Origin of the sequence: Bradyrhizobium sp. AZCC 1693 (assembly GCF_036924745.1) — a bacterium.
Classification (GTDB): Bacteria; Pseudomonadota; Alphaproteobacteria; order Rhizobiales; family Xanthobacteraceae; genus Bradyrhizobium.
Genome location: NZ_JAZHSD010000001.1, coordinates 2,405,717 through 2,425,411, shown reverse-complemented (window position 1 = coordinate 2,425,411; position 19,695 = coordinate 2,405,717). Strand labels below are relative to the sequence as shown.

Here is a 19,695-nt window from a genome sequence, read left to right as displayed (position 1 = left end):
GAGGCGCCCGTGACCGTCTCCGATCCGTCATCTTCCAGGCTACCCGCGCTGCTGTCGTCGGCCTCAGTCGAAATCTCCTCGCGCGGGCATCAGATCGCGGAACTGCGTGACCATTTCGCTGAAGGTACGGATGTTACCATCACGTTCTTGCCCGGCGACCATTACCGCCACAATGTCGAGACCGCCGCGGCGCTGCGCCGGGCAGGCTTCAACCCGGTGCCGCACATCGCGGCGCGCGAAATGGCCTCGCGGGAAGCGCTGGATGATTTTCTGGCGCGCGCGCGGGGCGAAGCCGATGTCACGCGCATCCTGCTGGTCGCGGGCGATGTTGCGGCGGCCAGAGGCCCGTTCAAATCGACGCGCGATGTCTGCGCCAGCGGATTGATCGAGGTGCACGGCATTGCCTGTGTGAGTGTCGCCGGTCATCCCGAAGGTCATCCATTTCTCGAGTTGCGCGACGCGCTGAACGGGCTCAAGGCGTGGCGCGACTGGGGACGGCGGACCGGAACGCGGGTCGATGTCGTCACGCAATTCTGCTTCGAGAGCACCCCGATCCTGCAATGGATCGCTGAACTCGATCGAGCCGGTATCGATCTGCCTGTCATCGTCGGCCTTGCCGGGCCTGCGACGCCGGCGACATTGACAAAATTCGCACTCCGCTGCGGCGTCGGCAATTCGATGCGCGCGCTGCGGGCCCAGATCGGCCGGTTCGGCCGCCTGCTGATGGATACAGGGCCGGACGACGTCGTCAGGGGATTGCGTTGCGCGCCCGCGGCGGCAACGGATTCGATCGCGGGATTTCATCTGTTCCCGTTCGGCGGCCTGCGCAAGGCCGGCGACTGGCTGCGGACTTGCGACCGCGACCCGCCAGGACTTGAGCGGGCCGCGATGTCGAGCGCCGGGCTTCAGAACCCGTAAAGCTGCGCCGGATTGTCGACCAGGATCTTCTTGCGGATCGCCGCGTCCGGCGCCCACACCGGAAGCTGGTTCAAGAGCCGCCCGTCGTCGATCTGGAGCAGCGGCGTTACATCGCTGATCTTCTTGCCCGGAGGGGTGACGGAATCCGGGTGCGGCCAGTCGGTGCCCCAGACGATGCGGTCGGCATTGGCCGCGATCAGCGTTTGGGCAAGCGGTATGCAGTCGGCATAATCAGGGGCCAGTTTCGAGGCGCGGTAAGCGCCCGAGATCTTCACATAGGCCTTGCCTGATTTCACCAAGCCCACGAGATCGGCAAAGCCCGGCTGCTCGATGCCCTGGGCTGCCTGTGCGCCGCCGAAATGATCGAATACGACCGGCACCGGCGAGGCCATGACCAGATCCTTGATCGCGGTAATCATCGCCGGGTTGGTGTAAAGCTGCACGTGCCAGCCGCGCCCTTTCATGCGCTCGACGGCGGCCGTGAAGCGTGGCCGGGCGACGCTCGGATCATTGACGCCGCCGGTCGCGAGATTGAGGCGAACGCCGCGAATGCCGGCCTTGCCCATCAGGTCGAGATCGCTCTCCGACGTCTTGTCGTCGATCACCGCGACCCCGCGCGCGGTCGGTCCCCGCGCCGCCATGCCGAACAGCGTGGCCGAGTTGTCGGTGCCGTAAATCGAGGGCGTGACGATCACGACGCGCTCCATGTGCAGCGCCTTGTGCAGGGCGGTCATTTCCTCCGGCGAGGCCAGTTCGGGCGTATAGACGCGGCCGGAGAAGAACGGGAATTTCTCAGGGTCCGGATGGATATGGGTGTGGCAGTCGCAGGCGCCGGCGGGCACGTCGAAATTCACCGGCGTCGCCGGCTGCGCCGCTTTGGCGGAGGCGGTTCTGTTGTTCATGATCACTCCGGCGGCGATGGAGGCAAGCATCATACTGCGTCGCGTCAGCATTGGTGTTCTCCCTGGATAATGTTGTTGATTGTTGATGTCCGGCAGGGCGTGGTGCCCGTCGACTTCCGCATTCCTCCTCGGCGCCGGGCGTTATTTCGCCCGTGGTGCGGCGGGGAGATTATCGGGAGAAGTGAGGCGCGGGAAGGGCGTCCGGCGTCTGGCTGCATCGCCTTGTCGGTTCAGTAACGCAGCCCGGTCTATCGAACCGGAAGCCACCCAAATTTGACTAATCATCCGCCCGCCCGGAATATCTCGCAATCCTCTGGAATCAGTTCATGCGAAAATTTTCACAAAAATTCAAAACCGGCGTGTCCGTTGCCGCCGTGGTCGTCGTGTTGCTGGGCGTTTACAGCTATCGCAAGCTTCAGGCGCTGGCGGCCGATCCCTCCGGGGAAAAGGATTGCGGGCCGGCGGTCGGCGGCGGCGAGCAGGCGAAAATCGATCTGGAGCGGATCAAGACGATTGCGCCGCTCAAGGATGTGAAATGGTCGCAGCTTGGCGGCAGCATCAATGATGCGAGCTGCCTCAACAAGACCGAAATCTACGGCGTGGTCGAGGTGCGCAGCATCGAGGATGTCGCGAAGACGCTGGCCTTTGCGCGCGACAACAAGCTTTCGGTGACGACCGCCGGCGTGCGCCACAGCATGGGCGGGCACGCCTTCCGCAAGGGCGGCATCGTGCTCGACATGCGCGGCTTCAACAAGATCGTGCTGAATGAGGGCTCGCGATCGATCACGGTGCAGCCGGGCGCGACCTGGCACGACATCCAGAACGTGCTGCACCCGCGCTTTGCGGTCCGCGCCATGCAGTCGACCGATATTTTCAGCGTCGGCGGCTCGATCTCGGTCAATGCCCATGGCATGGACCATCAGGCCGGCGCGCTGGCGAAGTCGATCAAGTCGATGAAGGTGATGCTGGCTGATGGTTCGTTGCAGACGGTATCGGCGACGCAGAACAAGGATCTGTTCAATCTCGTGGTCGGCGGCTACGGCCTGTTCGGCGTCATCGTCGAAGCCGAGCTCGATATTGCCGACAATCTGGTCTACCAGACCGGGCGCCGCATGATGGATTACAAGGAATTCCCGGCGCTGTTCGCCAAGGAAATCGAGAAGGACGGCAATATCGGCCTGATGTACGGTCACCTCTCGACCGCGCCGAGCTCGTTCCTGAAGGAATTGCTGCTCTACACCTACACCAAGGTCGACGGCACCGATTTCAAACGCGAGCCGCTCGGCGAGGTCTCAGGCACCAAATTGCGGCGGCTCACCATCAACCTGTCCAAGCAGGGACCGCTATTGCAGGAAATGAAATGGCTGTCGGAAAAGCACATCGAGCACCGGATGGAAAGTTGCACGGTGACGCGCGCGCAGGCGATCGGGTCGGCGGAGGCCTGTCTCGTCAACCGCAACGATCCGATGCACGATTCGGTGCCCTATTTGCGCAACTCGCTGCCCAACGACACCGACATCCTGCACGAATATTTCATCCCGCGCAGCCAGTTCGTCTCGTTCGTCGACGGCATGCGCAAGGTGCTGACCGACAACAAGACCAATCTGTTGAATGCCTCCGTGCGCGTCGTGCATCAGGAGAACAATTTCCTGACCTATTCGCCGGAGCCGGCGTTCTCACTGGTGCTCTACATCAACCAGACCACCGATGACGAGGGCAACCGGCGGATGAAGAAGGCGACGGAGGAACTGATCGACCTCACCATCGCGCACAAGGGCCGGTTCTTCCTGCCTTACCAGCTCTATTATTCGAAGGATCAGCTGCAGCGCTCGTATCCACAGATCAATGATTTCTTCGCGGCGAAGCGGAAGTATGATCCGGCGGAATTGTTCACGAATACGTTCTACCAGAAGTACGCGTCGTAGCGCTTCAAAGCTGCGCGGTGCGCTTCGGCGGCAGGCCGCTGCAGCCACCGGCCTGTTCGGCATCCAGCACCAAGAACGCGCCCGCTGCATAAAGACGCGCGACGAAACCGGCATCGTCGGAACGTGCGATGGTGACGTAGTCGTTCGAGGCGAGGATGCGGCCGTTAGCCCTGGCGATCGCTGCCAGCGCCTGTGATGGCGGACCAATAATTGCCATCGATTTGCCGGGGGCCGACCCAAAGGTCAACGCAACGACGACCGCAAGCCAACCGACGACGACGAGGGCGATTGCGCCGGCAATCCGGCCCAGCGGCAACGTCCGGTTCTGCTGACGCCCGTCAGTAGTCATAGAAGTGCTCAATGCTCGCACCCCTGGCCTTGAGCTCGAGGTTGATGTCGACGAGGCGGTCGATCCTGGCTTTCAGGCCGGCCCTGCGAAACCCGGGCCGGGCATCCAGCTCCAGTGAAAACAGCTCCGTCGTGCCCTTGATGTCGAGCTTGGCGGCGTCAGGGGCAATCACGGTAACGAGGATGTCGTGATTACCGGCGATTTCCGCAAGGCCAAAACCCTGATCCAGCAGGCCCTGCAGGATTTCGGTCAGCGCCTTGTAGCGCGGTGTCTGCACGAGCTGCCATTGCGCGTTGAGCGCACGGATCGGCTTGATGCGCGGCTCCTTCGCCAGCACCTGCGGCGGCAGCGCAGCGACCACGAACATGATGTCGCGCGGCTCGTCGTCGCCACCGGCGTCGAGCGCCTTCTGGATCAGCGCGGCGTAGCCGATCTTGACGAAATATTCCGCGCCGAGCGCGAAGTCGCGCTCCCAGCTGCGCAAGCTGCTCGGCGTCGGCGCCGAGATCGCCATCAGGCCGTCGAGCTTGTCGCGGAACGGATATTTGTACCAGGGGATGGTGTAGAGGAAGGCGGCATAGTCCTGCAGCACGGTGCGGCCGAACTCGTCCTGCGGCGTGCGCTTCTCGCCCCTGATCCATTCGAACACGCGCCCAACCGTGTTCTCATAAAGTCCCTTGATGGCGTATTCGGCGGAGTAGCTGATGCCGATCACGTAGATCATGGTCTTGACCTCCGTGAGCGACTCGCCGGTGGCGGGCACCGCGCGGTTGATGGTGCAGAAGCTCTGCCAGAACCCGAAGATATGACCGAGATAGTTGAAACGGCTTTCGCTGGAGCGATCGAGGAAGCGGCCGAAATCCTCGAACGAATAGACGATGTACCATTCGGGGAAGGTGAAGAAGGTGTTGTTCAGTTTGCGCCGGTAGCCCGGCTCGTCGATCGCGGGCAGGGTCACGGCCGGTGCACTGGCCGCACTAACACCGGAAGAGGGGCGACACGTCCCCTCGATATAGGCCAGCGGCACAAGCACCGACAGCGCGATCAGGATCGCGACAACAGCCAGGATGCGCCGCAACCATTTAAGCATGAACGGTGGACCGCGTCCGCGGCGCCAGCCCATAACCGATCAGGATCGCCACGCCGCCAAGGCCGAGATGCGGGGCATTGGCGAAAAACCGCGTCAAGAGCGGCAGGTTGAGGACGCCGTTGATCAGGATGCCGAAGTCGAGATAGCCGCTGCCGGTGAGCAGGCCGAGCACGCCGTCGGCAAAGTAGAACACGCCGAACAATTGAAAGAACAATTCCGAGGCGCGGCGCGAAGTCGCCGCCGCCGCAGCCGCCCACAGCGCCGAGACGAGATGCAGCCCGTCGGCGTACCAGGTGCGCCGGAACAGGCCGAAGATCATGTCATTGGCGTCGATGAAGGCCGGGATGTAGCCGGTAAGGATCACGAAGCCGAGCAGGGCGGCATAGCCCCAGGCGCACAATCTGATGATGTCCATGATGTCTCCGGCGGCGATCTGTAAGACTTGTCGAATCTCTGCCCAGTCTAAAGCGTTTTCCAGCGAAGTGGGGACCGCTTCGCGTCAAGAAAACGCGTCAAATCAAAAATCTAGAGTCTCGTTCCGATTCCATCGGAACGAAGCTCTAGAGTTTTCCAAGTGTCTTGAGCAGGGCATCGTTGAACATGCCGGGATCCTCGATCTGCGGAATGTGGCCGAGCCCGGGCAGCAGCGTCAGGCCCGTCTCCGGCGGCAGCAGCGTTCTGAGATCAAGGGCTTGCTCAACCGGGGTGATCGTATCCTTGTCGCCCCACAGGATCGCGACGGGGACTTCCAGCTTCGCATAGGCGTTGCGGTCCGCGCTCGCGGCATCGGTGTCGGTGCCGAGGAAATAATACAGCCAGTCGGCGATATCGCTCGTGCTGTCGCGCTGCATCAGCGGCCGTTGCAGGATCGCGACGTATTCCGGCAGCGCGCGCTCCTTCTTCGCGATCAGCGATTTCAGCAGCGTTTCCGTCGCCACCGGATTGGTGATGGTCAGCGACACCAGGATTTCGCGAATCCATTGCGGCTGGATCACCCAGGGCGCGGCCGACGGCGCAGCCGTCAATCCGAGCGCCGCATCGACCAGCACCAGTGCGCGCGCCCGATCCGGATATCGCATCACGAGTTCGGTCGCGGCACCGGCGCCGAAGGAGTGACCGATGATGATGGCGGGCGCAGCTTCCAGCGTCTCAAGCACATCGTTGATCCGCGTGGCCTGGTCCTGCCGGGTGTAACTGCCGGGACGGTCCGAGAATCCAAACGGCGGGAGATCGAGGGCGATCACATGAAACCCGGCCGCCGCCAGCGCGTCGCTGGTATGCCGCCATAGCTCGCTCCACGCCGCCGTGCCGTGAAACAGCACCACGGGAATGCCATTCGCCGGACCCTTCTCCTGCACGAACACGCCGCCTGAACGCGTCGGCACCAGGTGGCCGGTCCGTGGCGCCAGTTGGGCGCGCGCTCCGGTTTCGCGTATCGACGCCGCGAGGCGAAATGAGGTGATCACAAGGATGACGGACAGGAACAGGACCAACAAGCCGTTAGCCGACCAGCGCAGAATGTTTGAAACCACGAGGCCTCGCAAAAACGATCGATCAAAACGGGGAAGGAAACGGGCCGAGTTTTAGAGCAATGGGGGATACTGGCGACTGAAAATACCGGACATGATCAGCGTCCGGTTAACACCGGGAGAAAATACAACCTACTGCCCCGATGGCGTCCGCAGGCCGTGCCAGGCGTCGCGCACCTGGTGGTAGTGCACTTCCGGCAGATAGTCGGGCGTATTGAGGCCGAGGTTTTTGACGTCGAGCCGGCCGATCGCGCTGAGCAGGGTGTAGGAGGCGATCACGCGGTCGCGTTGCGCGCCGATCAGGCGAGCTTTGGCCAAGATCAGGTCCTGCTGCGCGTTCAGGACGTCGACGGTGGTGCGCTGGCCGCCGGCGGCCTCCCGTTGCACGCCCTGCAGGGCGACGGTGGCGGCGCGGACTTCGGCTTCGGATGCAGTGACCGCGATCTTGGCGCCTTCATTGGCGACCCAGGCGCCGACCGCGGCGGTGCGGGCCTGGTTGCGGACCTGGTCCAGCACCTGCCGGCTTTGGGCTGCGATTTCCTTGGCCTGCCGGGTCTGGGAGGCGGCCATGCCGCCGTCATAGATTGGCTGGGTAAGCTGGGTGGTCACCGAGGCCTGGTCGGTCCCAAAGGTGCCGAGCGTGGGGTCTGACTGCTTGCTGCGGCTGGCGCTTCCCTGCAGCGTGATGGTCGGCATCAGGCTGCTTTCGGCGACGCGGATGGAGGTCGATGCCACATCGAAATCAAAGCTTGCCGCCATCACCGCCGGATGCTCGCGGAACGCAAGCCCGGTGGCGTCATCGCGGCTGCGCGGCAGCAGGCGGTCCACGGTATCGGCGGGGCGGAGCAGGGTGGGCGCGTTGCCGATGACCTGGGTATAGGTGGCCTGACTGACGGCCAGGTTGACCTCGGCGGCGTTCAGATCGGCGCGGCCCCGGCTCAGGCGCGCCTCGGCCTGCGCGGTATCGGTGGGCGTGACGTCGCCGGCATTGAGACGCTTCTGGGTGATGCCGAGCGTTTCCTGCAGGAACGCCACGTTGGCGCGCTGCGCGTCGACCAGCGACTGGTTGGCGAGCACGTTGGTATAGACGGTGACGGCGTCGAGCAGCACGCCCTGGCCGACATTGCGCAGCGCCTCGCGGCCGGACTGCACCTGCAGTTCCGCCACGCGGACGCTGTTGGCGGTCTTGAAACCGTTGAACAGCGTCTGGGAGACGGTCACGCCGATAGTCCAGGGCTTCAGGTTCGCCGACTGGATGGTGTTGTCGGGCAGCAGGTTGCGCACCGCCTGAAAGCCGGCGGAGAGAGTAGCGACGATCTGCGGCCGATAACCCGAAAGCGCCTGCGGCACGTTCTCGTCGGTGGCGCGCTGGCGGGCGCGTTCGGCATTGAGCGCGGGGTTGGTCTGGTAGGCCTTGGTCAGCGCCTCGGGAAGGTTTTCACCATGCGCGGCCGGCGCTGCAAACGCAAAGCAAGCCGCCGCAAGGCAAATGCCCGATCGAAGCAACCGCCCTTCAACGTGGCCAACCCTAGCGGCACGCCCAGCCATTTGATCCCGTCGCCGACACAAGAACGTGATAACCCTGCTTCGAGCCATCCTGCTCTATCTGCTTGTTTGAGCATGATCTTCACGATCATGCACTGCCCGTCCGCCCCCGCCGACGCTTCGTCTACCTGTTTAGGGGGCGGCGCCGCCACAGGCAAACTGCCGCGCGACATCAGTACATTAATTCGGTGAAATCAGCGCTTGGCTGTTGCCCGTTCGTCACAGACGAAGTCCGGCGGCAAATACGCTATAGCTTCGCCGGCTGGCGTCCGATTCAGGGCGGTTGGCGTCCCAGCTATGCCCCGGATTCGCATCTGATGCCAAAGCTGTTTTCCGATCCCGAAGCGCTCGCGGAGGATATCATCCGCGATGTCGGAACCAACCTCGTGGTCGGCTTGCCGCTCGGGCTTGGCAAGGCCAACCATGTCGTCAACGCGCTGTACGCGCGCGCCGCCGCCGACCGTTCGATCAAGCTCACCTTGTTTTCCGCGCTGACGCTGGAAAAACCGCGGCCCTCGAGCCTGCTCGAACGGCGCTTCATCGGCCCGGTGATCGATCGCCTGTTCGGCGGGTATCCCGACCTGACGTATGCCGACGCGCTGCACGCCGGTGAATTGCCGCCCAACATCGAGGTGATCGAGTTCTTCTTCCTGGCCGGCAAATGGCTGCACGTGCCATTCGCGCAGCAGCATTACATCTCCGCGAACTATACCCATGCCTCGTCCTACCTGCTGACGCGCGGGCTGAACGTCGTCACCCAGCTGGTCGCGAAACGCGTGGTCGATGGCGTGACGCGCTACAGCCTGAGCTGCAACACCGACACCACGCTCGACATCCTGCGCGCCCGCGGGCAAGGCCGGGCGTCGTTCAAGCTGATCGGCCAGGTCAATTCCGAACTGCCGTTCATGCCGGGAGCGGGAGACTTGCCCGCGGATGAATTCTCTGCGGTGCTCGACAGCCCCGACACGGATTTCCCGCTGTTCGCGCCGCCGGCCGAGCCGGTCAGCGACACCAAATACGCGATCGGGCTTCATGCAGCGGGCCTCGTGCCCGATGGCGGCACCTTGCAGATCGGCATCGGGCAGGTCGGCGATGCGCTCGCGCAGGGGCTGATCGTCCGCCATCGCGACAATGGGCAGTTCCACGCCATCATGAAGCGGCTCGCGCCGGGAGCCGAGCCCGTGGAGAGCGCGCCGTTCACGAAGGGGCTTTATGGGGTCAGCGAAATGCTGATCGAGGCGTTTCTCGGCCTGATCGATGCCGGTATTCTCAAGCGCGAGGTCGAGGGCGTGACCCTGCACGGCGCGTTCTTCTTAGGACCCAAATCGTTCTATCGCGCGTTGCGCGAAATGCCGGACGAGCAACTTGCGCGCATCCAGATGATGCCGGTATCCTTCACCAACCAGCTCTACGGCGACGAGGCTGCCAAGCGTCGCGCGCGGGTCGACGCGCGCTTCATCAACACCGCAATGATGGCGACGCTGATGGGGGCCGCGATTTCGGACGGCCTCGAAGACGGCCAGGTCGTGAGCGGCGTCGGCGGCCAGTACAATTTCGTCGCGCAGGCGTTCGCGCTTGAAGGCGCGCGGTCGGTCCTCGCGCTGGAATCGACACGGCAGGCGGGCCGTAAGACGCTTTCCAACATTCGCTGGAACTACGCTCACCAAACCATCCCGCGGCATCTGCGCGACGTGTTCGTTACCGAATACGGCGTTGCCGACGTCAGGGGAAAATCGGACGCCGAGACCATCGCGGCGATGCTGGCGGTCACGGATTCCCGTTTCCAGGATGAACTGGCCGGGATCGCCAAGGACGCCGGCAAGCTGCCGAAGGAATTTGAAATTCCGCGCAGCCATCGCGAGAATTTTCCGGAGCGGATCGCGCAGGCCTTAAAACCTGCGCGCGATGCGGGGCTGCTGTCGTCATTCCCGTTCGGCAGCGATTTTGACGAAGCCGAGCAACGGCTGATCCCGGCGCTGCAATTGCTGCGGGAAGCGCAGCGGACGCCGCTGCTTCTGCCCGGATTGCTGTGGCAAGGGATAAGGCAGCCGCCGGATGCCTCGAACCTTGAATGCCTGGCGCGGCTGGGTCTCGATCGCCCGACAACGCTTGCCGAGCGCGCCTATCGCGCGCTGGTCAACACGGCGCTGGTAAGGAGCAGGGGAAAATAGTCTCTCGTCGTCCCTGCGAAAGCAATGCGAAAGCAGGGACCCATAACCACAGAACGTGGTTGTTCAAGACAGATGTATCCACCCTCGTGCTTCAACACGACGGCCGCGGCGTATGGGTCCCTGCTTTCGCAGGGACGACAGCGGGGGGCCGCTCTACCTGTTCTTGTTCACCGGCTTGCGCTTCTCGATGAAGGCCGCCATGCCTTCGGAGCGGTCCTCGAGCGCAAAGGTCGAGTGGAAAAGATTGCGCTCGACGTTCATGCCCTCCGACAGCGGGGTCTCGAAGGCGCGGTTGATGGCTTCCTTGGCCATTGCGGCCGCGGGACGCGACATCGAGGCGATCTTTTCCGCAGCCGCCAGCGCCTCTTCCATCAACTTGTCGGCCGGCACGACGCGGCTGACGAGGCCAGAGCGCTCGGCTTCCGCGGCGTCCATCATGCGCCCGGTGAGGCAGAGATCCATCGCCTTGGATTTGCCGATCGCGCGCGTCAGCCGCTGGGTGCCGCCGATGCCCGGGATGGTGCCGAGCGTGATTTCCGGCTGGCCGAATTTGGCGGTGTCGGAGGCGATGATGATGTCGCACATCATGGCGAGCTCGCAGCCGCCGCCGAGCGCATAACCGCTGACGGCGGCAATGGTGGGTTTGCGGCAGGCGGCGACGCGGCCGCCGCCGATCGCGGCGAAATCGCTGGAGAACATGTCGATGAAGCTTTTCGGCTGCATCTCCTTGATGTCGGCGCCGGCGGCGAACGCCTTTTCGCTGCCGGTGAGCAGGATGCAGCCGATCTTGTCGTCGGCCTCGAGATCGTCGACGGCCGCTGCGATCTCGCGAAACACGCCGAACGACAGCGCGTTGAGCATTTTCGGCCGGTTCAGCGTGATGATGCCGACCGCGCCCTTGCTCTCGACAATGATGTATTCGAACGTCGCCATGATCCACCCCGGGTGCTGATTTGTGGGCAATGTGCCCGCTGCCGGGGTGGGCTTCAAGTGGGACAAGTGGGCGAGGCGGCTTGCGGACGCGCCTTGTCGCATCCGCAAGCGCGGACCGCTACGCCATGAACATCCGCGCGGCCGACGCCATCGTCAGCAGGGCGCCGAAGGCGATGAAGATCTTTCCGATCAGCGAGGTGTTGTCCAGGGTGGAACTGTCGTTATTCGCGGCCTGAGCGGGGCCCTCCGCCGCCGGTTTGGCCGAGGCCATCGCAACCGTCTGCGTGGAGGTGGCGGGGGCCTCCTGTAGTTGTAGCGCCCGATCGGTCTCGTTGAGCTGGTCGGGGGCAGCCGCGGCGGTATCAGGTGGCGCCTCCGCGTCAGCTGGTTTGTCCGTCGCCGCTTGCAGGACCGTGTTGGCTTTCTCCGACATGGCCGCCGACATCGCCTTGGCAGTGTCCTTGGCGCCATCCGGGGCCGCATCGGCCGCAGTCATTTGCGCATTGGCGTTGGCGAGCCATTCCGGCATCGCGGGCGGGGTGGCGCCACTGGCGTCTGCGACCCGCTTTTCGTCGGGTTTCTTGGCCTCTTCGGATTTCGATGCCGCGCGCGTGTGTTTACGATGGGCGTAGCGCTTCTTCAGGTGCCTGACGGACTTGCCGGACGTCGCACCCTCCGGCTTCGAGACCGTGGCGGTATCCGCATCCGTGCCGGCGGCCATCGCCGGCGGTGGTGCTGCGAAACTTACCAAAAGTCCCGCTGCGAGAATCAAGGCCGACCGCGCGCTGGCTTTGATGGTCATGTAGAAGTCTCCCCATTGGCCGCCGCCCATCCGCGAAAAAAGAACCCGCCCCGTGTCCACAGTTCGGCGAAAAATGGGAATCTTCGGGCAACACCGGGCAAAAGCTGGGCAATGGTGTTGCAGCGGGTGTGTACTGGCGGGGATTTTTGCCGCTGCGCGCCTCCACGGGAGAGCTGCCTCCGGGTGCGAGCCTGCGCAATCAATGTTATGAGCCTGCCGTCCGCACAGCCGGCTGCCCCGATTCCCGGATGGGGGCCGTCAGCGGGCATACATCGGGATCTTCGATCACGAAATCGTGATCGAATCGTCCTGACGTAACAAATTGAAAGATCGACCGAATTGCAGGGTAGGAGCGCTCTTGCGCGAACGGGATGACGAATGGACCGGCCTGATGCGGTCGGCCATTGCAGGCGACAGTGCGGCGTATCATCGCCTGCTCAAGGCCGTCACGCCGGTGCTCCGGGCTGCGGCGCGCCGTGGTCTGGCGCGGGCAGGGCAACCGGTCGATCAATCCGAGGACATCGTGCAGGACATTTTGCTGGCGGTCCATCTGAAGCGGCACACCTGGGATGTCAGCGCCCCGTTTGCCCCATGGCTGTTTGCGATCGCCCGCAACAAGCTGATCGATGCCTTGCGCCGCCGCGGCCGGCGCATTTTCGTCGATATCGACGATTTCGCCGAGACGCTGCCGGGCGAGGCGCCGGCCGAGACCGCCTCGGCGAGCGAGGTTGCGGCCCAGCTTCAGACGCTGCCGGCGCGGCAGCGCGACGTGTTGCAGTCGATCGCGGTCGACAGCGCCTCGATCAAGGATACCGCCGCGAAATTTTCGATGACGGAGGGGGCGGTGCGGGTGGCGCTGCACCGGGGGCTGGCCAGCCTGACGGCGAAGCTACGGGAACAGTGAGAATGGATACCGATCAGCTCATTCGAACGCTAGCGGCCGACAATACGCACCGGGCGCGCCCCGTCGGCTTTGCGCTGATGCTTGCGCTTTTGGCCGCGGCGCCGGTCTCGCTTCTGATGTTCTTTACCGAGCTCGGCGTCAGGCCCGACGTGATGGTTGCGATGCGCAACCCGTTCTTCGACCTGAAATTCGCGGTGACGCTGGCGCTGGCGATTGCGGCGATTGCCGTCAGCCTGCATCTGTCGCGGCCCGAGGCCTCGCTGCGCGGATTTGGCTGGCTGCTGCTGGCCCCGGTCGGGATTTTGGCCGCGGCGATCGGCGGCGAGATGATGATGCCGCAACGGTTGCCGATGATGACGCGGCTGGTCGGCAAGAACTCCTGGATCTGCATGGTGGCGATCCCGGTGTTGTCGCTGCCGCTGCTGGCTGCTGCGCTGATCGGGCTGCGCCACGGCGCGCCGGCGCGGCCGGCGGTCGTTGGCGCCATCGCCGGATTGCTGTCGGCGGGACTGGCGGCGACGCTCTACGCCTCGCATTGCACGGACGATTCACCGCTGTTCGTGGCGGCCTGGTACACGATCGCCACCGCGCTGGTGACCGCGATCGGCGCGCTCGCTGGAGCCAAGCTGCTCAGGTACTAGAGCATCGGTTCTGATTGAATCAGAACCGATGCTCTAGATTCTTGTTTTGACGCGTTTTCTTCACGCGAACCGGTGTCCACTTCGCCCGAAAACGCTATAGCCGCTCAGGCGGCAGGCGAATTCTGCTGCATGCGGTGGAAGCGCAGCACCTGCTGCGCCGTCGATGGCCGCAGCCGCTCATAGGTGTCCTGGCAGGCGGCGAGATCGGCCGGCTCCGCGCCGGACAGTTCGTCGCGCATCCTGATGATGGTCCTGACCGTCGGCCACGACAGTCCGGCGACCTTCGCCAGAATCATCACGCCTTCGGCCCGGGTTTCGATCATCATGTTCTCGGCGATCGCCACCGGCACGTTGGCAAGCGCTGCGATCGAGGCGTTGGCCTCGTCGAATTTTCCGTCCGCGGCAAACGACGCCACCTCGGATTCGTCGAGCCGGCCGTCCTCGTACAGCGACTTGACCAGCGCGTGCGCAATCGCGGTGTCCTTGGTGATCGTCGAAGTCGCCGAGCGCGCGCGCCGCGTTGCTTCCTTGACCACCGTCGGCACCTGCGCCGCCTGCTGCGGGTTGGCGGCCTCCAGCCGCTGCCGCACCGTGTCGGAAGCCTTGGCCAGCAGTTTCAGATAGAGATGCCGCGGCACGGACGGACGCAGGCCGATGCAGGTCGTGAGATTGTCGTCGCCGTCGGCGCGGTTGACGAGGCGGGTAAAGCCGCGCTCGGTAAACTGCGCGCCGGGATTGTTCACGGTCGACTGGATCACCTCATCGTTGCCGCGCTGGACCAGCACGTCGGTGACCGCGCCGCTCAGGGTCTTGCGGGTCGAAATCGCCATCAGATGCGCCTGGCTCTTGCTGCGCGCATTCTCGATCAGGGTCTTGTCGTCGAGCCGCATCGACTGCGACAGCACGGGACCTGCCACCTCGATGACATCATCGAAAGCCAGCGCGCGGATGGTGAGCGGCGGGGCGGTGTCGATCGGGGCGAGACGGTTGGCCAGGAGCATCTTGGCCGAGGTTTCGATGTGGTCGATCAGGCACTGGAAGACGTCGTCGAACAGTCCGACCTGCTCGTCCGAATAGTCCACCGCGCCGTTGATGAAGAGATCGGTTACCCGGCGCAGGGTCTCTACCCGGCGGGCGACGGTGCCGTGCGCGAGGGTGGACTGCAACTCGTCGAGCAGATTTCCGGGAGAGGGAGAGCCGGGAGAGGAAGACTTGGCGGCTTTCGAAATCATGACTCTGTCCTGGAGCAAAAGCGGGCGGCGTATTCTTCGCCGCCGGAGCTGAAATAGGTCGGATCAGGCGCGGGTAATGCGGTTGCGTCCCTGCGCCTTGGCTGCATAAAGCGCGCTGTCGGCGCGCGCGAGAAATGTGTCTGACGTCTCGTTCGGATTAAGCGTTGCAACGCCTGCCGACATCGTCACTTTCATGCCCGGCGAGAACGCGCTCCAGTCGAGATCGGCAGTAATAGCGCGCAGCCGGTCGAGCGCCCGCATCGCCTGGGCGGCGTCCATGTCGGGCAGCACCAGCAAAAATTCCTCGCCGCCATAGCGGCCGAACCGGTCGATGCTGCGGATGTTGGCGAACATGGTGATCGAGAATGTCCGCAGCACCTCGTCGCCGGTCGGGTGGCCGTAGGCGTCGTTGATGCGCTTGAACCAGTCGAGGTCGATCAGCGCGATGGAGCAGGGCGATCCGCTGCGGGGCGCGCGGGCGATCTCCTCCTCCAGCATTCGCATGATGCAGCGCCGGTTGGACGCCCCCGTCAATTCGTCGAGTTCGGCAAGCTCCTCGATCCGCTTGTACGCTTCCTTGAGTTCGAAGCTGCGGTCGTAGAGCATCTTGCGCATGGTGCTGCCATACAGTCCCACGAAGGCGCACTGTCCGATCGTGAGGACGTAGGAAAGCATCGCGGCGACACGCTCGGTCGGGGTGGCAATCGGCAGACCGATCGGCGTGCTGGTCAGCAGAAAGATCGGGGCGAGGCCGATCATCGTGAGCGTCCACGTGATGATGGCCTGCCGCGAAGTCATTCGCAGTGCGCCGAATCCGAAGATCAGGAATACGACGCTGAGGAAGGCAAATCCGATTTCGGGCGCCGCCAGCAGGAAACAGAGCTGAAGCGCGACGTGGCCGCCGACCTGGAAGATCGTGAGATAGTGATCCTCGAACCGGTCATTGAAGTGGGCTTCCGACAACACGACAAAGACCGAGACCAGTCCGATGCCGGAAAGGAAATAGGCCGACGGAAGAATGATCGGGATGGTGCCGGCGTAGCAATAGACCAGCAGCACCGAGGTGATGAGCGCGTAGCTGATCCCTTGCACGGCCAGCATCTGGCGGCGCTGGCCGGCCCGGCGCTTCAATACCTCCGCCGGCAGTCGGACCGGCGCGGCCGTATTGTGGGAGCCTTGCCCCTGAAGCAATGAAGCCGCGCTGCTCATGTCCCGTCGCTATTGGAGTGTGACGGACGAAACTTTAGGGAATAAAGCCTTTAGGTTTGGTATCTTTTGAAGCCGAATCGGGTCCGTTAAAACCTGCCATTGCACTGTTTCACAAAGGAAATCTGCCGGATTCCGATAGCCCGGAACCCGCTTGCGCGGGAAACCTTGCGCGTACGCAGATGCTGCCCCGCCGGCGAAGCCTGCTAAGGTTGCGGGTGGCGCGTCTTTAAGAAAGTGTTTCCGTATTATGGTACCAATTCCAGGATTCAGCTCGTCCTTGCCGGGAAAATGGCCTCGTAATGTTCGTCTGTGCGATAGGTCACACATGCGATCCGGACATTGCCGTAATGTGAAGAATCTCACCTTTCACATCGAACCGCCGGCCTCTCCCGTCAGACCAACTTTGCGAGACGGCCATTGAACGCGGCACAGGCGGCTTCAGACGAAATTCTGATCGCTCGGATCGCTCAAGGCGACCGCCTCGCCATGCAGGTGCTTTACGGAAGGCACCATGTCAGGGTGTTCCGTTTCGGGCTTCGGCTCGTAAGGGACGAGCAGATTGCGGAAGATCTCATCAGCGAGGTTTTCCTTGATGTGTGGCGTCAGGCCGGCAAGTTCGAAGGCCGATCCGCCGTTACCACCTGGCTGCTGGCGATTACGCGGTTCAAGGCCCTGTCGGCACTTAGGCGCCGCAAGGACGCTGGACTGGACGACGAGACGGCCAACGCGATCGAGGATACGTCCGACGATCCGGAAGTGGTGGTGCAGAAGAAGGACACGGGTGAAGCGTTGCGCAAGTGCCTGACGGCGCTTTCGCCAGAGCATCGGGAGATCGTCGATCTCGTCTACTACCACGAGAAATCCGTGGAAGAGGTGGCCGAAATCGTCGGAATTCCGGAGAACACCGTCAAGACGCGCCTGTTTTATGCGCGCAAGAAATTGGCCGAGTTGCTCAAGGCAGCAGGCATAGAGCGAGGTTGGCCATGATGGCAGCGAGCAGAAAAATGCTGGATCAAGAGCCCAGCGATATCGAGATGCTGTTGCCGTTCCACGCGGCCGGCACCTTGAGCGCGCGCGATGCACGCCGTGTCGAGGACGCGCTGGCCGGCGATCCCGAGCTTGCCCGGCAGTATGCCGTCATCCGCGAGGAATATGCCGAGACGATCAGCCTCAACGAGAGCCTGGGTGCGCCGTCCGCGCGCGCCATGGCGAAGCTGTTTGCTGCGATCGACGGAGAGCCCGTGCGCAAGCCATCGCTTTCGGTCAGCCTGTCCGCCCGGATATCGGAATTTTTCGCACGGCTGTCGCCGCGCACCCTGGCCTGGTCGGCGAGCCTCGGCGCCGTGGCGCTGCTGTTGCAGGCCGGCGTGATCGGCGCCGTGCTGATGAAGAACCAGACCGCCTCGTTCCAGACCGCTTCGCTCAGCCTGAACGAGCCGTCGTCAGCGCCCATCACGCGCGATCTCGCAGGCAGCGCCGCGCCGACGCGTGCGCTGGTGCGGTTTGCGCCGGAAGCCCGTATCGCCGACATCACGGCGCTGCTCGAGAATTACCAGGCTTCGATCGTCGACGGCGCCAAGGGCGGCATGTTCCGGCTGCAGTTCGGCAACAAGGCGATGAGCAAGGACGAAGTCGCCGGCCTGCTCGCCAGACTGCAGCGCGAGAAGATTGTCAGCCTCGCGGTCGCAACGCCCTAAGTAGAGGCTGTCGGCGCGCCCCGGGAAGGCCGAGGTTCCATGGTTCACGATGGCCCGAATTGGCTGATAAGGACGCGCCGCACGGCATTGATTTTGTCGGCGGCGTTTCTGCCATTAATGGCTTTCGCAGCCTCGGCGGTTCATGCGCAGAGCATCATGCGCACGCCCAATCTCAATGTCGGGGCGCGGACGCCTACCATCAATCCAACGGTGACGCCGCGGATCAATCCCAGTATCGCGGCCCGGCCGAGCGTGAGCGCCGATCGAGTGGCGCGGACGCCGCCGTCCCGGATCGGCACCATGAGTTCGACCCTGCGAGTCCGCCCGGGGGCCGGCGTGCCGTCGACGCTTCCCTATGCGCGGTTTTCGCCCAACCTCTATCCGGCTTGCCAGAATGCGTTCCGCGGTCCCGACGGCGAATGCTTCGATCGTCCGGTCATGTCGGCCGGCGGCGGCAACGGCAATGCTGGCTCGGCCAAGAAGGGCAATAGCGGATCGCGCAACAACAACACGCAGGCCGCGGTCAATCTGCGCGCGGTCCAGAACGAACTCGTCGCCGAAATCGACGGCACGTTATCCACCGCCGAGGCCGATGAACTGGCGCGGCGCCATGGCCTGGAGCGCATCGCTTCGCAAACTTTCCCGCTGCTCGGCGGCACCATCGGCCTGTTCCGCATCGTCGATCGCAGGCCGGTGGACACGGTGCGCCGCGAACTCGCGGCCGACGGCAGCGTGCGTTCGGTGCAGCTCAATTTCCGTCACTTCCTGCAGGACGCGAAGAAGCCCGCGATCGAGGGGGACGCCGCGCAATACGCCGTCGCCCAGCTTCGGCTGCCGCAGGCACACGCGCTCGCCCGCGGCATGAACGTCACCATCGCGGTGATCGATTCAGGTGTCGACGTCAAACATCCCGAACTCGCCAATTCGGTCGCCGACAGTTTCGACGCGCTCGACAGCAGCGAAGGTCCGCATGTCCACGGCACCGGCATTGCCGGCGCGATCGTCGCGCACGCCAAACTGATGGGTAGCGCGCCGGAGGCGAGGTTGCTCGCGATCCGTGCATTCGGCGCGGGATCGAAGGGCGCGGAGAGCACGTCCTATGTGATCTTGAGGGGATTGAACTACGCGGCCGAGCATGGCGCGCAGATTATCAACATGAGCTTTGCCGGCCCGAAGGATCCGCTGATCGAGCGCGGGATCGCCGCGACGGCGAGCCGTGGCATCCTGATGGTGGCTGCGGCCGGCAACGCCGGGGCGAAATCGCCGCCGCTCTATCCGGCCGCCAATCCGAACGTCATTGCGGTGAGCGGAACCGACGCGCAGGACAAGCTGTTCGCGGCGTCCAACCGGGGCAACCACATCGCGATCTCAGCGCCGGGCGCGGATATCTTCCTGCCGGCGCCGGATGAAAAATATCAGATCACGTCGGGCACCTCGTTCTCCGCCGCCTATGTCAGCGGCGTTGCAGCGCTGATGCTGGAGCGCAATCCTGCGTTGAAGCCAAACGATATTCGCGCGATCCTGACGAGGACCGCCCGCGATCTCGGCGTCCCCGGCCGCGACGATCAGTTCGGAGCAGGCGAGGCCGACGCCTTTGCTGCGGTCACCGCGGCGACCGCCGCGCCGGCGGTTCCGCTTGCCTCGGTTTCAGGCAAGCCTGCGGGAGAAAAAACGCCGGCGCTTGACCCGTCTGCCGATAACGCTTCCGTGAGCCGGGCGCTGAATGACTCCCCGCCATCGATGGCGTCGGACAAATCGGCTGTAAACGCCGCGAAATAGCGCGCTGCGCCGTGATTTTTGCGGCAATCGCCAAGAACACAAGGTTAAAAAAATCGCCCGGCGTTTTGA

The 19,695-nt window shown here is 63.8% G+C and carries 18 protein-coding genes; 8 read left to right on the top strand and 10 right to left on the bottom strand.

The features are described 5' to 3' along the window. The first annotated feature begins 9 nt into the window (after positions 1–9). Positions 10–918 (top strand): methylenetetrahydrofolate reductase, encoded by a 909-nt coding sequence (locus V1293_RS11835; RefSeq protein ID WP_334509618.1) that lies wholly within the window; start codon positions 10–12, stop codon positions 916–918. Here the strand turns inward: V1293_RS11835 and V1293_RS11830 are convergent. Then, positions 906–1,871, bottom strand: coding sequence for an amidohydrolase family protein (locus tag V1293_RS11830; protein WP_334509617.1), 966 nt, complete (start codon positions 1,869–1,871; stop codon positions 906–908). The genes V1293_RS11835 and V1293_RS11830 overlap by 13 nt on opposite strands. Positions 1,872–2,146: 275 nt before the next feature. Here V1293_RS11830 and V1293_RS11825 point away from each other — a divergent pair, with 275 nt between their 5' ends. After that, positions 2,147–3,745, top strand: a complete 1,599-nt coding sequence (locus tag V1293_RS11825) for an FAD-binding oxidoreductase (protein WP_334509616.1) — start codon at positions 2,147–2,149, stop codon at positions 3,743–3,745. A 4-nt stretch (positions 3,746–3,749) separates the two neighbouring features. On the opposite strand, the gene V1293_RS11820 is transcribed toward V1293_RS11825, so the two are convergent. The 5 genes from V1293_RS11820 to V1293_RS11800 all read right to left on the bottom strand — a co-directional run bounded on the left by V1293_RS11820 (position 3,750) and on the right by V1293_RS11800 (position 8,261). Beyond that, positions 3,750–4,061 carry a hypothetical protein gene (locus V1293_RS11820; RefSeq protein ID WP_334509614.1) on the bottom strand — a complete coding sequence of 104 codons (312 nt, stop codon included), beginning with the start codon at positions 4,059–4,061 and terminating at the stop codon, positions 3,750–3,752. Between the two features lie 22 nt (positions 4,062–4,083). Next, entirely contained in the window at positions 4,084–5,184 is a 1,101-nt protein-coding gene (locus tag V1293_RS11815; RefSeq protein ID WP_334509612.1) for a hypothetical protein, read from the bottom strand. Further along, the gene (locus tag V1293_RS11810) at positions 5,177–5,599 is read right to left on the bottom strand and encodes a hypothetical protein (protein ID WP_334509609.1); all 423 of its coding nucleotides are present in this window, start codon (positions 5,597–5,599) and stop codon (positions 5,177–5,179) included. Before V1293_RS11810 ends, V1293_RS11815 begins: the two co-directional genes overlap by 8 nt. Before the next feature lie 145 nt (positions 5,600–5,744). Beyond that, a complete protein-coding gene (locus tag V1293_RS11805) occupies positions 5,745–6,716 on the bottom strand; it encodes an alpha/beta fold hydrolase (RefSeq protein ID WP_334509607.1) in 972 nt (323 codons plus the stop codon). Positions 6,717–6,845: 129 nt separating this feature from the next. Next, positions 6,846–8,261, bottom strand: coding sequence for a TolC family outer membrane protein (locus V1293_RS11800; protein ID WP_334509605.1), 1,416 nt, complete (start codon positions 8,259–8,261; stop codon positions 6,846–6,848). Positions 8,262–8,575: 314 nt separating this feature from the next. On the opposite strand from V1293_RS11800, the gene V1293_RS11795 reads away from it, so the two are divergent. Then, entirely contained in the window at positions 8,576–10,429 is a 1,854-nt protein-coding gene (locus V1293_RS11795; RefSeq protein WP_334509602.1) for an acetyl-CoA hydrolase/transferase C-terminal domain-containing protein, read from the top strand. A 153-nt stretch (positions 10,430–10,582) separates the two neighbouring features. Here V1293_RS11795 and V1293_RS11790 read toward each other — a convergent pair whose 3' ends face one another. Continuing rightward, the gene (locus tag V1293_RS11790) at positions 10,583–11,362 is read right to left on the bottom strand and encodes an enoyl-CoA hydratase (RefSeq protein WP_334509599.1); all 780 of its coding nucleotides are present in this window, start codon (positions 11,360–11,362) and stop codon (positions 10,583–10,585) included. 118 nt (positions 11,363–11,480) lie between these two features. Continuing rightward, positions 11,481–12,194: a hypothetical protein gene (locus tag V1293_RS11785; protein WP_334509596.1), complete on the bottom strand. Its 714-nt coding sequence runs from the start codon at positions 12,192–12,194 to the stop codon at positions 11,481–11,483. Positions 12,195–12,522: 328 nt separating this feature from the next. Between V1293_RS11785 and V1293_RS11780 the strand changes: the two genes are divergently transcribed. Beyond that, positions 12,523–13,068 carry a sigma-70 family RNA polymerase sigma factor gene (locus V1293_RS11780; RefSeq protein WP_334509594.1) on the top strand — a complete coding sequence of 182 codons (546 nt, stop codon included), beginning with the start codon at positions 12,523–12,525 and terminating at the stop codon, positions 13,066–13,068. Positions 13,069–13,070: 2 nt separating this feature from the next. Continuing rightward, the gene (locus V1293_RS11775; protein ID WP_334509592.1) at positions 13,071–13,709 is read left to right on the top strand and encodes a DUF1109 domain-containing protein; all 639 of its coding nucleotides are present in this window, start codon (positions 13,071–13,073) and stop codon (positions 13,707–13,709) included. 104 nt (positions 13,710–13,813) lie between these two features. On the opposite strand, the gene V1293_RS11770 is transcribed toward V1293_RS11775, so the two are convergent. Together V1293_RS11770 and V1293_RS11765 are read right to left on the bottom strand one after the other, a co-directional pair. Next, on the bottom strand, positions 13,814–14,941 hold the full coding sequence (locus V1293_RS11770; RefSeq protein WP_334509590.1) for a DUF2336 domain-containing protein: 1,128 nt from the start codon (positions 14,939–14,941) through the stop codon (positions 13,814–13,816). Positions 14,942–15,004: 63 nt separating this feature from the next. Beyond that, the gene (locus V1293_RS11765) at positions 15,005–16,150 is read right to left on the bottom strand and encodes a GGDEF domain-containing protein (protein WP_442894232.1); all 1,146 of its coding nucleotides are present in this window, start codon (positions 16,148–16,150) and stop codon (positions 15,005–15,007) included. 417 nt (positions 16,151–16,567) lie between these two features. Here V1293_RS11765 and V1293_RS11760 point away from each other — a divergent pair, with 417 nt between their 5' ends. From V1293_RS11760 to V1293_RS11750, 3 genes are read left to right on the top strand one after another with little or no spacing between them, the layout of a single operon-like run. Further along, entirely contained in the window at positions 16,568–17,137 is a 570-nt protein-coding gene (locus tag V1293_RS11760) for a sigma-70 family RNA polymerase sigma factor (RefSeq protein WP_334509588.1), read from the top strand. Beyond that, complete coding sequence (locus V1293_RS11755) at positions 17,134–17,847, top strand: hypothetical protein (protein WP_334509586.1); 714 nt, start codon at positions 17,134–17,136, stop codon at positions 17,845–17,847. Before V1293_RS11760 ends, V1293_RS11755 begins: the two co-directional genes overlap by 4 nt. A gap of 39 nt (positions 17,848–17,886) precedes the next feature. Further along, positions 17,887–19,626, top strand: coding sequence for a S8 family serine peptidase (locus V1293_RS11750; protein WP_442894231.1), 1,740 nt, complete (start codon positions 17,887–17,889; stop codon positions 19,624–19,626). Positions 19,627–19,695: the final 69 nt, after the last annotated feature.